The following is a 14,648-nucleotide window of genomic DNA, read 5'->3' as shown; positions in this document are numbered from 1 at the left end:
GCACCAGGTTTTAAAATCTATTTATTGTATTAAGTATTTAGTATCAAGTTTTAAGACCGAGTTCCTAAACTTCTGCCTTAAACCGTTAACCTTATACCTTTAAAAGTCTTCGTCTAAAGAAAAAGCTTGCGCTTTATCCTCTGTAGCGGTTAACACACCACTTTTCTGGTAGTCGCCTACTCTTTTCTCAAAGAAATTGGTTTTACCTTGCAGAGAGATCATCTCCATAAAATCAAACGGATTTGTTGTATTGTAGATTTTTGAATAACCTAACTCGCTAATCCATCTATCGGCAACAAACTCAATATATTGTTGCATTAATTTTGCGTTCATACCAATTAAATTAACTGGTAACGCATCTGTAACAAATTCTTTTTCAATTTCTACCGCATCGCGGATGATACCGTGAACCTGCTCTTCGCTTAATTTATTTTCCAGCATGCTGTAAAGCAAACATGCAAATTCGCAGTGCATACCTTCGTCTCTAGAAATCAATTCGTTACTAAAGGTTAAACCTGGCATTAAACCACGTTTCTTTAACCAAAAGATAGAGCAAAAACTACCGCTAAAGAAAATACCTTCTACCGCAGCAAAAGCTACCAAACGTTCAGCAAAGTTTCCATTATCGATCCAACGTAAAGCCCACTCTGCTTTTCTTTTTACTGCCGGAACAGTATCAATAGCATGGAACAAACGATCTTTCTCTTCCGGGTCTTTAATGTAAGTATCAATTAACAATGCGTAAGTTTCCGCATGTATGTTTTCCATCATAATTTGGAAACCATAAAAACAGCGTGCTTCCGGCAATTGTACTTCGCTCATAAAGTTTACGGCCAAGTTTTCGTTTACAATGCCGTCGCTAGCAGAGAAGAAAGCTAAAATATGAGAAATAAAATGACGCTCTCCGCTATTTAAATTATCCCAATGTTTTTGATCATCAGATAAATCAATTTCTTCTGCAGTCCAGAAACTTGCCTCGCTCTTTTTATACATCTCCCAAATTTCTGGGTATTTGATTGGTAAAAGAACGAAACGATCTTTATTTTCCCTTAGTAATAACTCATCTTGCATAGCTTATATTTTTTACGTTTAGAAATTGCATTTACTGATTTGCACAAAGCTTTATTAGGAAACCATAACCGCCAAGCAATTGGTATTTAGTTTAGATTTTTTGAAAACGCTGCTTTGCACCGCCTTTGTAACCTACTAAACACTAATAACTTAAAAAATATTGTGGATGGATTCTTGTAAAGAACTTTGTTTAACAAATATAAAGGCTAAGCGATTTTTTACGTTTTAAAGTTGTTAACATGTTGTTGAACAACCCCTGTTTTTCAATCAGAAATTTGTCAGAAACAAGCAGAGAAAAAGCTAATTATTTCTTTTTGAGCGCTTAGCAAACTTAAAGGAGTGTTAATAATTTAAAAAAACGAGTTGCAACAGCTATAATTTATACACCGTTTTCAACGTGCGTAAGCAACCTCAACTTTTGCATAACCAAGTCTGTAAATACCTAAGGCTTTGGCCGCTGCACCAGAAATATCCAAAGAAAATTTCTTGCTAAACGGGCCACGATCGTTAATTCTAACGGTTACTGTTTTTCCGGTTCTAATATTCTTAACCCTAACCATAGTACCAAAAGGAAGTGTACGGTGGGCTGCCGTAAATTTGCTGGCTCGGTAACGTTCGCCACTGCTCGTTTTCCTACCTTCGAATTTTTTAGCATAGTAAGTTGTAATAAGGGTTTTTACTACACTATCGGGTGTTTTGGTTAACGTTGGCTCTTGCGCCTGCACAGCAAAAGCAACAAACCAAGAGAACAGGAAAATTTTCATACAATGATATAATTTAGTTTTACTGTTTCAATAGGGATGGCAAATATACAAAATCATTTTTTATTGAAATTTAGATGAGGTTTATCCTTAAAAAAGGTCTTTAAAAATCGATTTCTAAGGTCGTAACCCTGAATTTATTTCAGCATCTATTTAACATCAAAGACCCAGAAATAAATTCAGGGTTACGAATTTTAAAACAAAAAAATGCCTTAGCTTTCACTAAGGCATTTTATAAATAAAGCAATACTTCTTATTTCTTTTCTGGCACAAACACCATTGATATAGAGTTTACGCAATGGCGGGTATTTTTAGCGGTTAAGCCCTCGCCAACAAATACGTGACCTAAATGTGCGTCGCAGTTTTTGCAAACAATTTCTACACGCTGTCCATCAGCATCTGGCACACGCTTTACAGCGCCTTTAATCTCATCATCAAAAGCTGGCCAACCACAATGCGCATCAAATTTAGAGTCTGATGTATATAATGGTGCATTACAACGTTTGCAAACATAAGTTCCCTTTTCAAAAAACTTATCGTATTTACCAGTGCCTGCCCATTCAGTTCCTTTATGAACAATTACCGCTTCTTCTTCTTTGGTTAATTTATTGTATTCCATTTTTTTTGTGGTTTTAGATGGGGTTGCCTTTTTTTCTTGTTTCTGAGCGCAAGCAACAAAACTTGTTACCACTAACAGGCTCAGCGCTATTAATGTTTTATTGATTATAGATTTCATATGTGTGTTTTAATAGATGTACGTAATCCTGGCAAGCATAGTTTTTAAACATCCTTTGCTACACAAATATAACGAATAGTAAAACCTTCACTTTCATTTCAACGTCAAACATTTCGGCAAAAAATAAACCACTAAGATACTAAATGCTTAAAGAAAAGATAGGCATATACTACCTAACAAGTTTCAAAAAACATATTAGTTGCTTTATCCTTTATGGTAAGTAAACAAAAAAAGCGCCCCGATAAATCGGGGCGCTTTCTATCTATATTAGTTAAAAATTACTTTTTCAATGCATTAGCCATAGCTGCACCAATTTCTGCAGGGCTTTCTACAACAGTAATGCCGCACTCAGCCATAATTTTCATTTTAGCGGCAGCAGTATCATCAGCACCGCCAACAATAGCACCAGCATGACCCATTCTACGTCCCGGAGGCGCAGTTTGACCAGCGATGAAACCAACAACAGGCTTAGTACCGTGTTCTTTAATCCAACGAGCAGCTTCAGCTTCCATGCCACCACCAATTTCACCAATCATGATGATACCTTCAGTTTCCGGATCGTTCATTAACAACTCAACCGCTTCTTTAGTAGTCGTACCAATAATTGGGTCGCCACCAATACCAATTGCAGTTGTAATACCTAAACCAGCTTTAACAACTTGGTCAACCGCTTCGTAAGTTAAAGTACCAGATTTAGAAACTACACCAACGGTACCTTTTTTAAAGATAAAACCTGGCATAATACCAATTTTAGCTTCATCAGCAGTAATAACACCTGGGCAGTTCGGACCAATTAAACGGCTATCTTTTCCTTTTAGGTAAGATTTTACCGCAATCATGTCTTTAGTAGGAATACCTTCTGTAATACAAACAATTACTTTAACGCCTGCTTCGGCAGCTTCCATAATTGCATCTGCAGCAAAAGCAGGAGGTACGAATATAATAGATACATTAGCGCCAGCTTTATCAACCGCATCTTTAACTGTGTTAAATACAGGCTTGTCTAAATGTGTTTGACCGCCTTTACCAGGAGTTACTCCACCAACAACGTTTGTACCGTAAGCTATCATTTGCTCAGCATGGTAAGTACCTTCGTTACCAGTAAATCCCTGAACAATTACTTTTGAATCTTTATTTACTAAAACACTCATTATATCTATTTTTTTGTTGCAAACTTAAGGTAAATGCAATGGAATGTCAAATGCAAAAGTCAGATAATTTGTCATATCGAGGTTTATTTTACATAAAAAGTTAAAAGCTTATTGTTAAGCTAACAATTTGAAAACGAACGTAGCAAGCATTTGGGCAACTCTTGTCCCGCTTTCCGCTTCAATCTTTTACCTTAAATCCCTAAAGGGAATTTGTAAAAGTATTTACGCTTTAATCGGGTTTACATTACAAAGCTTGATGCCTTTGGCAAATACTTGGCAAAATGCCTAATTTTAGAACCTACAGAATCCACATCATGAAAAAATCGTCTCTATTCTATCTCGCACTTGTTAGCATAAGCACCCTAACCAGCCTCCCTAAAAATGCTTATTCTCAAACAATAGATACTGCTAAATTTATATTACAAAATGATATAGATGTGGCCAAAGAAGAACCCGGCACACATAAAGGCGGTGGCAAAACGATCGGCTTTAACTTCTTTGCCGATGCTAAAAATCTGAAAACAGTTTTCAGAAAACGAACATTAAAAGCGGGTTCGTCAATCGGCTATCATTTGCAAAAAGAAGACGAAATTTATTATGTAATTAGTGGCAAGGGTAGCATGAAAATGAACAACGAAACCTTTGCTGTAAAACCCGGCGATGCCATTTTAACCAGACCTGGCAGTTGGCATAGCATTACGCCCAACGCTGATAATGATTTGACGATTTTAATTGTTTATGAGAAAAAATAATTGATTCTGTTTTTAGTCCGTTGGCTAAAGCCAACGCAAGCCTTTTCTTAAAAACAGCCTTTGTGAATTACAATTGATGATAGTAGTAAAAACCGAGGTTGACTAAACGGGATTGCAGTGGAAATACTTTTTGCCATTCTCCTTTAGGAGATTGGGGGCAAAAAGATTGCAACGAAAAGCCCGACTAACATCAATTTTTTAACTGCTATTGCTTTTCAAATTTTAACGCTTGCTCTTTACTCGCTTTCTTTAACGCAATTAAAAGTTATCCTCTTCTGCCTTTTCTATTGCAATAGGATTTATGGCCTGCAAATATTTCTCGTGATTGAATTCGTTTTCGCTTTTGGCAATTACTATGGTGGCAATACCATTTCCAATCATATTGGTAATTGCTCTTGCCTCGCTCATAAAACGATCTACGCCCAACAATATAGCAATGTGTTCTACCGGCATAATTTTAAGTGCCGTTAACGTACTAGCTAAAACTATAAATCCGCTTCCGGTAACCCCGGCCGCACCTTTTGATGTAACCATTAAAACAGCCATTATAGAAATTTGCTGTGTTAAAGTTAAATCGACGTTAAAGACCTGGGTTAAAAAGATAACCGCCATGGCTAAATAAATTGCCGTACCATCTAAGTTAAACGAATATCCGGTAGGGATTACCAGGCCTACAACAGATTTGTCGCAACCAATATCTTCCATCTTTTTCATCATACTCGGCAAAACCGATTCTGAAGAAGAAGTGCCCAAAACAATTAAAATTTCTTGTCGGATGTATTTTAAATAAGACCACAAGCTAAATTTATAATAATGGCAAATGGCATTCAGAACAACAAAAATAAACAAGAAACAGGTTAAATATACAGACCCCATTAGTTTCATCATTGGCAATAATGTATCTAAGCCGTACTTACCCACGCTAAAAGCCATTCCGCCAAATGCACCAATTGGCGCAAAACGCATTACAACTTTCATGATGTTAAAAAGCACTTTAGAAATTTTATCGAAAGTGCTAATTACCGAATGGCCAGCTTCGCCCAACTTATTTAAACCGTATCCAAATAGAATTGCAAAGAACAAAATTTGCAAAATCTCTCCTTTGGTAAATGCCTCGAATATATTTTTTGGGATGATATGTGCGATGAACTCCAACCAATTAATTTCTCCTGCCTGAGAAGCGTAAGTAGCAATTTTAGAAACATCGCCCTGCGGCACATTTACACCTACGCCAGGTTTTAAAACGTTTGCTACTACCAAGCCTATAACAATAGCCAAGGTTGTTACAATCTCGAAATATAATAACGCCTTGCCTCCTACTCTACCAACTTTTTTCATATCGCCCATATGCGCTATGCCTAAAACAATGGTAAAAAATATTATTGGCGCAATTAACATGCTTATCATGTTAATAAAACTTTTGCTAATTAGCTCGGCATGTGGCGCAAACCCAGGAAAAAACTCGCCCACTAAAATACCTAGAAAAATAGCAAATAGGACCTGAAAAGTTAAGTTGGAGAAGACAGACTTCATTTTATATTTAGTTTTGTAAACTGAAATATAGAAAAATTTCTGACCGAGTTGGCTATTTAATTTTAGCTACCTAAACAAATTTGTTGTGTAACACATTACCAACTTAAAACGTTAATAGTAAAAACTATTGTTCTATGTACTTATATTTACAATGTTTTTGTATTAAGAAATGAAGAAATCTAGCTACTTACTATTATCGATATTTGTTTTTTTGGCCACGCTTAGCGCATGCACTAAAGAAGAGATTAATGCAAAAGAATTAGTGCAACAAAAGATATTGGGCAGATGGCCAGTAAGATATATTATTGGAAGTACTTACCACAATGATATTCTAAAAACGAGAGATACTTTAAACAGAGGTTTACAGGTAGACACCTTGGTTTTTGATGCAAACGGAACTGTGGTTAAACGTTATACGGCTGTTCTAACTACCGATACCTATAGCATTGACGAAACCGCATCGACCATTACTTTTAACGAAGCACCACTAACCAAGAAAATTTCTTTTGTGAGGGCTAACAGCATAGGTTTTTCTACAGAAACCACTAGAGACAGTGGTTCTGTAAAAATTAAAACTGTTACCGAAGAGCAGTTGATTAGGTAGTTAAGGTTTTATGTCCATTATATCGCCCGCGGTAAATAAACCGAACTCGGCTTGTGTAAATTTTATTAAACCTTTTTCTGTTGTCTTTAAACCTTTAGGATTTGCTAAACGTAGCACTTGGCTATCGCCGGCTACAGTAGCTTTATTACCATGAACAATTATTGCTGTAGCTTCATCAATACCTACACAAACCATTTCTGGATGCGCATTTAAAGACGAGATTAAGCGATTGTATCTATTTCTTTTTAAAAAATGCTGATCGATAATGGTGTTTTGCAATAGGCCAAGCCCTTCCGCAAACTCAACGTTTTTATCCCAGAGTTTATTAAAAGTTTCTTTGTAAACAGTATCCAACAACTGTTTCCCTGTAATCATGTGTTTGCTCATTACCGCAGCACCTGCACTGGTACCTGCAACTGTTGAACCATTTGCATAAGCTTTATGTATTGCATTGTAAACTGGGGTATTTAACACCACTTTCATAAACCTGTTTTGGTCGCCCCCTAAAATGTAAATTAATTTAGCAGCCGCTAACGAGTCTACCCATTTCACATCGCTAGTGCTATGTTTGGCAAAATTGAAATTTTTGATAGGTAAATCTGTATGTTTTTTGAGTTGCGCAGAAATGTACTTAAATCCTGTATCTGGTACTTCGCTTGCCATGGGCAATACGATAATATAATCTTTAGGCGTAAATTTCGCTGTGCTTACCAATTGTTTGATTAACTCATCCGAACGTTCTCCGCCACCAATTATAAACAAACTGCCTTTAGGTTTAGTCTGGGCATTCACCGCAAGTGCAAATACAAAGCAGATTGCTGTTAAAAATAATCTTTTCATAAATAAATCTAATACTATTATTGCGCCTTTTTTAGTAAAACACCATTATTTATAGACCACCAGTAAGCTTTGCCACCGGTTGCTTGGGCAAAGCTAAAGTTTGTTACGTTAAAATTACCGCCACCATTAACAGAAGCCGGAATCTCGTAAACAGCTACAGCCTGTTCGCCATTGTTCCATGTAGCTTTTGTATTTGCTACAAATTGCTCTGGTTTTTTTGTAGCATCGGTTACTAAAAAGTAGGCATTACTGTAAGGTCTTGTGGCAGAATAATCTCCATAAACTTGTGCTTTTCCAATAGCATCTATACAAACGGCAGTTCTTTCATCAACAGCTATAGCTTTGGCTGCGATATTCCAATCCGTCAAAATCCTTCCCAAAAAAACCATTGAACGGCCTTCTCTTTCCCTTGTTAAATAATGTTGATCGGTTATTACATTTTGCAAAAATGGCGCTTTCAAAAAATCATTATTGTACAAAGTCACGTTGCTGTCGTAAGGATTAGCTAATGTTGCGGCAGAAGTAACTCCGCCTGTTTCTCCACTGTAGTACAAACTACCCAAAATAGCGCAACCTGCACTTGTACCACCAACTGGCGCTTTTTTCTCGGTTAGTAAATAATTTAGAGCTTTTTCTACTTTGGTACCTCTCCAAAAATTCATGTAATTAGATTGGTCGCCTCCTGCTATAAAAACCATTTCCGCATTGCGAATAATGTAAGCCACAATGTCATCGTTAGCCAATTCTTTTGAGTTGATCAACAAGGTTTCTACAGAATTTACTGTTCCCAAGCCGTTAACGTAAGGATTATAAGCATCCGTTCCGCTGGCACGAAGAATTACCACATCGCCACCACCACTTCTTTCAATCATCCATTTAAAGGCAGCATCTACATCGGCACCGCCACCCATTAAAACTAAGCCACCATTTACCGGTTTTGTAACATTACTTGTATCGCCAACAATACCTATAGACCCTGGTCTTTTACTAGTTGGATTAACCACAACTGGCGGATTAGGCATTGGCGTTGGTTTATCTGTAGGTTTTCCGCATCCTGTTGCAGAGAGGCAAGAAATAACCAATGCTGATAAAAGAAGTTTTTTCATAAAGATTGGGATAAATTTCTGGGAAGGGATTATCCTCCCCAGAAAAAAATATTAGTAGTTAGGGTTTTGCTTGGTATTTTTATTTACCGAGATTTCTAATGCTGGCAATGGGAACGAATATTGCGCCTGTGCCGGAGTTAATGTAACCGCCCCAGAAGCATTGGCAGCATCAGCAGGAATTCTGGTTACCGATAAATTTCTTCTTTTTAAATCGAAAAAACGGTGACCTTCGAAAGCCAATTCTTTAAATCGCTCTGCGTAAACTGCGTCTATTAAAGCTTGTTTATCTGCAAATGTTGCATTAACGTAGTTATTTATTCTTAACGTGCGCAAGGCGTTAATGTCTGCAGCAGCATCTCCACTAGATTCTGCTTTTGCCTCGGCACGAATCAAATACATTTCGCCAGTTCTGAACATTTTTATATCTACCAAACCTGGAGCTGAAGCTGTTCCACCGATAAACTTGTTTACAGAATACTGAGATTTCGGAGCAACTTTAGTTGCGTCAAATTTAATGTAAGCAGGATAGCGCAAATCATTTGCTTGATCAAATGTAGCTATTAGTTCGAATGACGGTGCATAAAGCACAATACTACCTGTTTGTCTGAAATAAAAATCTCCTACTCTAGAATCCGTAGTACCTACACGCTTTAGTTTCCAAATCACTTCGCTATCATTTGCGTCGGTCCACAAACCTGGGAACTGCGCTTTGGTTGCTAAGGGCTTATCGTTAATAACCTCTGTTGAATAAGTTATTGCTTCTTCCCAATTTTTCTCATATAATGCAACACGAGCTTGCATTGCCGAAATTGCAGTTTTTGTAATTCGAGTTTTATCTGTAAAAGTTGCAGGAATTAAAGCTTTGGCTGCAATCAAATCTGCTTTAGCTTTGCCAATTACAACTTCAAAATTATCTCTTGCCGGATAACCGATTGCACTAGCCTCCATATAAGGAACGCCCATTGCGCCAGTTGTGTAAGAAGCTGCGTAAGCACGCAAAAGCTCAAAATGCAAATAGGCACGTAAGGCTAAAAGTTCTCCTCGGTAACGACTTACAGTTGTTGCATCTGCACCAGTTAAGGTTAATGCATCAGCGCCAGCTAAAACTCTGTTTAACCTATCTATTGCGGTATAATTATTACCATAAAGCGAGGTTACAGAGCCACTGCCTGCATTGTAAAGCCACCTAAAGGCATCGCTGTTGCCTACTGTATTTTCGGTTGGAAATGTATTTTCATCCGAAACGGTAGAACTTAACGTTCCCATGGAATTATCAACCAAAGCATAAACACCAATTAAACCCATGTTTATGTCATTAGCATTTCTAAAGGCCTTCGTCGGGTCGATTGTATCGGTAGGCTTCATATCAAGTTTAGAGCATGATGAAGCTATTAATATCAATAACGATAAGGCAAGGATATATTTTTTGTGAAATTTATTAATCATCGCTGTAATTATTATAAGTTAACATTAAGACCTGCAGTATACGTTCTTGTGTTTGGATATTGGAAACGACCGTATTGAGAGTTATTCTCTGGATCCAAACCTCTCCATTTAGTCCAAGTGAACAAGTTCTGACCTTGCACAAAAACCCTAACGCCTTTAATAAACTTTGTTTTTTCTACAATTGATTTAGGTAAAGCATAACCAATGTTTACATTTCTTAGCCTTAAAAAAGATGCATCCTGAATATCTTTTGATGTAAAGTTTCTAGGGATATCAAATCTTTGATGAATGGCGTCGTTACCTGTATCGCCAGCTTGTTGCCAGCGGTTTTCTAACATTCTAACCGTTTGGTTACTGGTTGCATAACGCTGATTTTCGTTGTAAAAATCTTCGTTGTTCCAACGCATTACATCAGATACAAAAGAGAACAACGCCGAAGCCGTAATTCCTTTGTAACTTAACGAAGTATTAAATCCGCCAGTAAATGTTGGATATAAACTACCAGAATTTGTAGTGCTTTGGGTATTTACATTATAAGTAGTAGTAATGCTACCGTCTAAGTTGTAATATTGCGCTTCACCAGTTTGTGGATTTACACCTGCCCATTGCGGAGCAAAATAAGTTCCATATGGTAAACCTACTTTTAAAATACGTGTATCTCCATCTGGGTAAGAATCTGTAATATCTGTTACATGAAGGATTTTATTTTTGTTATAACCAGCATTTACGCCTAACGTCCAAGTAAAATCGTTGGTTTTAATTACATCTCCATTTACTTCAAACTCTACACCGCGATTTCTCATTTTACCCGTACTTAAGTTTAAGTTGGCAAAACCAGATGTTGCAGAAAGTGGCTGATCAATAAACATGTTATTGGTAATTCTGTTGTAGTAATCGGCAGAAATTCTAACTCTTCTACTTGCAAACAAACTTAAATCGAAACCTACGTTAAATTCATCAACATATTCCCAATCGAAATCTGCGTTGCCTGGCGAAGTTGGCCTGATGCCCGTAACACCACCGTAAGAGGTATTAGCTGCATAAGTTGGCAGATATAAGAAATCGCCACCAAACGTACTTGCTGTAGTTCCATAACTTCCTCTAAATCTTAAATCGGAAACTAAACTAACATTTTTCAAGAAATCTTCTTCCTTAGCATTCCAGCTAGCTCCTACAGAGTAAAAACCTTGCCATCTGTTTTTGCGTGCAACTTTTGTAGAACCATCCTGACGGTAGCTACCTGTAACGGTATATTTATTATCGTAGGTATATCTAGCAACGCCCATAATTGATGCTAAACCGCTAGATGATTTTCCGCCAGTTACTGAAGGTAAAAATGTTGCGCTACCGTTTGTTGCACCTGCCGGAGTTTCTGGCAAACGACCATCGATACCGTAAGCACTAAAACCGAAAGAATTATAATTGTTATAAACGTATTCGTAAAAAGCTGAAGCTTCAACATCATGCTTATCTGCAAATGTTTTAGCAAAGGTTAATCCCGATGTAGAAATAACGTTGAAGTTTCTTCTGCTTGCATCTGTTATTCTTCCTTTTCCGCCCAAGGTGTTAGCCACACTTCTAGAGCCGTAGTACGAATCTGGATTGATGAAAACTTGATCTGTAGAACTTCTGTAATCTATACCCGCTCTGGTAGTAATTTTTAACTCTGGCAAAATTTGATAAGCCAATGATGTACCAATAATAGATTTTAATTGTTCGGTTTTGTCTGATGAATTAAACAAACGCTCTAATCCTTGAGAACCCTCACGCTGATCTAATATAAAATACTGCGACTTATTACCTTGATGAATTAACGTGCCGTCTGGCGCATAAGGTTTTTCGTATGGCAATGCATAATAAACAGATGCCATTGCAGTACCCGCACCTGTACCACCTTCGCCTTCGGTAAAGCTAGATTGAGAATAACCTAATGAAACATTAACACTTCCACTGAATTTATCATCCTTAAAATCTACATTACTTCTTAACGAATATCTATCTAATCCAGTACGTTTTGCCACACCTTCCTGGCTATAGTAATTTAAGGAGTTGTAAAAACGAACTTTTTCATTTCCGCCACTTAAGCTAACTTGTTGCTCTTGGAATTTACCTTTTTGGAAAAACTGATCTCTCCAATCCGTATTAATTTGGCGCAAACTATCTAAAATAAAATCTGCACGAGCACGAGTTGTTGCTGTACCCGCTGCATAGGTTGGATTTTTAGGCGAATATGTCCATCCTGGACCAATATTTCTACCAAAACTAGCTCCAATTTCTTCTTCAAAACGCAAGCGTTGCTCGGTGTTCATCATCTCGAAATTTGGTCTGCTTAAATTAGAAAAACCATATTGCGATACATAATTTACCGATAACTTTCCTTCTTTACCTTTTTTGGTAGTTAGCACGATAACACCATTTGATCCTCTAGAACCATACAACGCTTTTGCAGAAGCGTCTTTTAATACTGTAGCCGATTCTATATCTTCTGGATTGATGGTTTGGAAATAACCGGCTTCAATTGGTATCCCATCTAAAATATATAACGGAGTTGAAGAACCACTAACACTTCCTATACCTCTAATTACCACAGAAGCACTTTGTCCTGGCTGACCAGATGTTGAGATTACACTCATACCCGGCACTCTACCTTGTAAAATCTGATCTACAGTTAGGCCTGGAACTTGATTGATTTTCTCTGCTCCGACTGTAGCAATAGAAGCAGCAGACTGTGTTTTTTTGTAACTGGTATAACCTGTAATTACAACGTCGGTTAATGTGTTAGCTACCGAGGTTAATGCAATACTACCCATTTGAGCGCTCGCTACCACTTCTCTATCCGCATACCCTAAATAAGAGATAACTAAAACAGCGTTATCTGCAACATTTCTTAACGTGAAATTTCCGTTGCCGTCTGTAACTACTCCACCAGTTTGACCTTTAACTTTAACTGATGCGCCTGGCATTGGCAAACCATTTTCATCAATCACTTTACCTGTTACGTCTATCGCTAAAGCTGATGATGCTTTTTTAGGCATTATTAAAATGGTGTTTTCTTTTATCTCGTAGCTAAAAGGCTGAGATTTTAAAACGCTTACCAGAACATCATTTAACGCTGCGTTTTTTACGTTAATGCTAACTGGCCTAGCACTTTGTTGTACCAAGTCAGTGTCGTACAAGAAAAAATAACCAGTTTGACGCTTGATTTCTTTCAAAACCTGCTCTAAAGGCATATTTTTTTGGTTAATGCTAACACGTTGCGAAAAAACATTCGCACTTGCCTGCATGCAAAAAATGGTTAAAAAAATTACAACTAGTTTCATCGTGTTAAATAATTTTCTGTTAAAATGATTGGTAATATTCGCTAAAGTTTTTGCGGTCTTTAGCCTATTACTATTAATGTAAAATTCCATACATGTTTGTGGGTTTAAGTTGTGTTTGTTGTTGTTAGTTTATTTAATTCATGGTAGTGTTTCTATTTGTTAAAAACCTTTAATGTTCTTCCCTCTTCTATTTTAAAATTAATGTTTCCGGTAAGCTCAAGCATATTTAAAACTTCAGATAGTTTCGCTTTTCGTGGCACCATACCATTATATCTTTTGTTAGGTATATCGCTATAATCAATTTTAATATCGTACCATCTTTCTAGTTGATTCAAGATTGATTTCAATCCGGCGTTATCAAATACAAAGAGTCCGTTTTTCCAGGCTACAACATTTTGCACATCAACATCTTTGTCAATAGCTATCAAGCTGTTAACTCCAATCAAAGCTTGTTGCCCAGGCTTAATAATCTTCGAATTTTTTGAGGTGTTTAACGCAATACTTCCTTCTAATAGCGTCGTTTTCGAGAAGTTATCATCCATGTAGGTGTTTACGTTAAAATGCGTACCGAGAACTTTTACGCTTTGCTGTTTACTGTTTACATAAAACGGTCGACCATCTTTAGCAACTTCGAAGTAAGCTTCACCTGTTAAAGTAACCATGCGTTCTGTTTTGCCCAAAACCTCTGGATATTTTAAAGATGATGCTGCGTTAAGCCATACTTTTGTTCCATCTGGCAATAACACCTGGTATTGCCCACCTTTTGGCGTAGTTATGGTATTGTAGGCATTAGGTTTTGTTGAGCTTGCATTCTCAATTTTATAAATTAACTCGCCTGACTTAGTTTTTGAAATGATTAATCCGTTTTTGTGAAATACCTCTGCGGTATTGGTATTGTCCAATACAATCGTAGAGCCATCTGCAAGTGTTAGGGTTGCTTTATCACTTCCCGGGTCTACATCAATCTTTTTAGCTACTGTCTGCTCAGCCACAGGTTTAGAGATTATATCTTTCCGCAAGGTGTAGAAAACGGTCATTCCCAGAGAAAGAAATAATACCGCAGCCACCGCATATTTGTAAAAAGATCTAGGCTTTCTTTCGGCCTTTTTTATTTTAGTTTGTATCGCTTCAAAATTAATCTTTGCAAATTCAACGCTGTCTGCGGATGTGAATTCGTCAAGTACATCGGGCTGGTTTTCTAGCTTTGCATAGTAAGCTTCTATAAAAGCTATTTCTTCTGGCGTAGCTTTACCCGAAACGTAATTTTCAATAATTTGCTGAAAGTCTCTTCTCGAATTTGGGATGCTCATTTAGGTACCTTTTATTAT

Annotated in this window: 12 protein-coding genes; 2 read left to right on the top strand and 10 right to left on the bottom strand. The window is 37.2% G+C overall.

What is annotated here, in order from left to right:
- Window positions 1–99 precede the first annotated feature (99 nt).
- The 4 genes from DUT69_RS05585 to sucD all read right to left on the bottom strand — a co-directional run bounded on the left by DUT69_RS05585 (window position 100) and on the right by sucD (window position 3,719).
- Window positions 100–1,071 (bottom strand): ribonucleoside-diphosphate reductase small subunit, encoded by a 972-nt coding sequence (locus DUT69_RS05585; protein WP_113652110.1) that lies wholly within the window; start codon window positions 1,069–1,071, stop codon window positions 100–102.
- A 392-nt stretch (window positions 1,072–1,463) separates the two neighbouring features.
- Entirely contained in the window at window positions 1,464–1,835 is a 372-nt protein-coding gene (locus DUT69_RS05580) for a septal ring lytic transglycosylase RlpA family protein (RefSeq protein WP_113652109.1), read from the bottom strand.
- A 250-nt stretch (window positions 1,836–2,085) separates the two neighbouring features.
- Window positions 2,086–2,568 carry a methionine-R-sulfoxide reductase gene (locus DUT69_RS05575; RefSeq protein WP_113652108.1) on the bottom strand — a complete coding sequence of 161 codons (483 nt, stop codon included), beginning with the start codon at window positions 2,566–2,568 and terminating at the stop codon, window positions 2,086–2,088.
- A gap of 278 nt (window positions 2,569–2,846) precedes the next feature.
- Window positions 2,847–3,719 carry a succinate--CoA ligase subunit alpha gene (gene sucD, locus DUT69_RS05570; protein ID WP_113652107.1) on the bottom strand — a complete coding sequence of 291 codons (873 nt, stop codon included), beginning with the start codon at window positions 3,717–3,719 and terminating at the stop codon, window positions 2,847–2,849.
- A 281-nt stretch (window positions 3,720–4,000) separates the two neighbouring features.
- Between sucD and DUT69_RS05565 the strand changes: the two genes are divergently transcribed.
- Window positions 4,001–4,471, top strand: a complete 471-nt coding sequence (locus DUT69_RS05565) for a cupin domain-containing protein (protein ID WP_240186665.1) — start codon at window positions 4,001–4,003, stop codon at window positions 4,469–4,471.
- A 258-nt stretch (window positions 4,472–4,729) separates the two neighbouring features.
- Here the strand turns inward: DUT69_RS05565 and dctA are convergent, their stop codons facing one another.
- On the bottom strand, window positions 4,730–6,004 hold the full coding sequence (dctA, locus tag DUT69_RS05560; protein WP_113652106.1) for a C4-dicarboxylate transporter DctA: 1,275 nt from the start codon (window positions 6,002–6,004) through the stop codon (window positions 4,730–4,732).
- A 169-nt stretch (window positions 6,005–6,173) separates the two neighbouring features.
- Here dctA and DUT69_RS05555 point away from each other — a divergent pair, with 169 nt between their 5' ends.
- The gene (locus tag DUT69_RS05555) at window positions 6,174–6,608 is read left to right on the top strand and encodes a hypothetical protein (RefSeq protein ID WP_113652105.1); all 435 of its coding nucleotides are present in this window, start codon (window positions 6,174–6,176) and stop codon (window positions 6,606–6,608) included.
- Here the strand turns inward: DUT69_RS05555 and DUT69_RS05550 are convergent, their stop codons facing one another.
- From DUT69_RS05550 to DUT69_RS05530, 5 genes are all read right to left on the bottom strand, one after another.
- The gene (locus DUT69_RS05550; protein WP_113652104.1) at window positions 6,609–7,448 is read right to left on the bottom strand and encodes a cyanophycinase; all 840 of its coding nucleotides are present in this window, start codon (window positions 7,446–7,448) and stop codon (window positions 6,609–6,611) included.
- A gap of 17 nt (window positions 7,449–7,465) precedes the next feature.
- On the bottom strand, window positions 7,466–8,554 hold the full coding sequence (locus DUT69_RS05545; protein ID WP_113652103.1) for a cyanophycinase: 1,089 nt from the start codon (window positions 8,552–8,554) through the stop codon (window positions 7,466–7,468).
- A gap of 51 nt (window positions 8,555–8,605) precedes the next feature.
- Window positions 8,606–10,000, bottom strand: a complete 1,395-nt coding sequence (locus DUT69_RS05540; RefSeq protein WP_240186664.1) for a RagB/SusD family nutrient uptake outer membrane protein — start codon at window positions 9,998–10,000, stop codon at window positions 8,606–8,608.
- A gap of 11 nt (window positions 10,001–10,011) precedes the next feature.
- Complete coding sequence (locus DUT69_RS05535) at window positions 10,012–13,410, bottom strand: TonB-dependent receptor (protein WP_113652102.1); 3,399 nt, start codon at window positions 13,408–13,410, stop codon at window positions 10,012–10,014.
- A 62-nt stretch (window positions 13,411–13,472) separates the two neighbouring features.
- A complete protein-coding gene (locus DUT69_RS05530) occupies window positions 13,473–14,630 on the bottom strand; it encodes a FecR family protein (RefSeq protein ID WP_113652101.1) in 1,158 nt (385 codons plus the stop codon).
- Window positions 14,631–14,648: the final 18 nt, after the last annotated feature.

It is taken from the genome of Pedobacter namyangjuensis (assembly GCF_003313325.1).
Classification (GTDB): Bacteria; Bacteroidota; Bacteroidia; order Sphingobacteriales; family Sphingobacteriaceae; genus Pedobacter; species Pedobacter namyangjuensis.
This window is presented reverse-complemented; position numbering and strand designations above follow the sequence as displayed.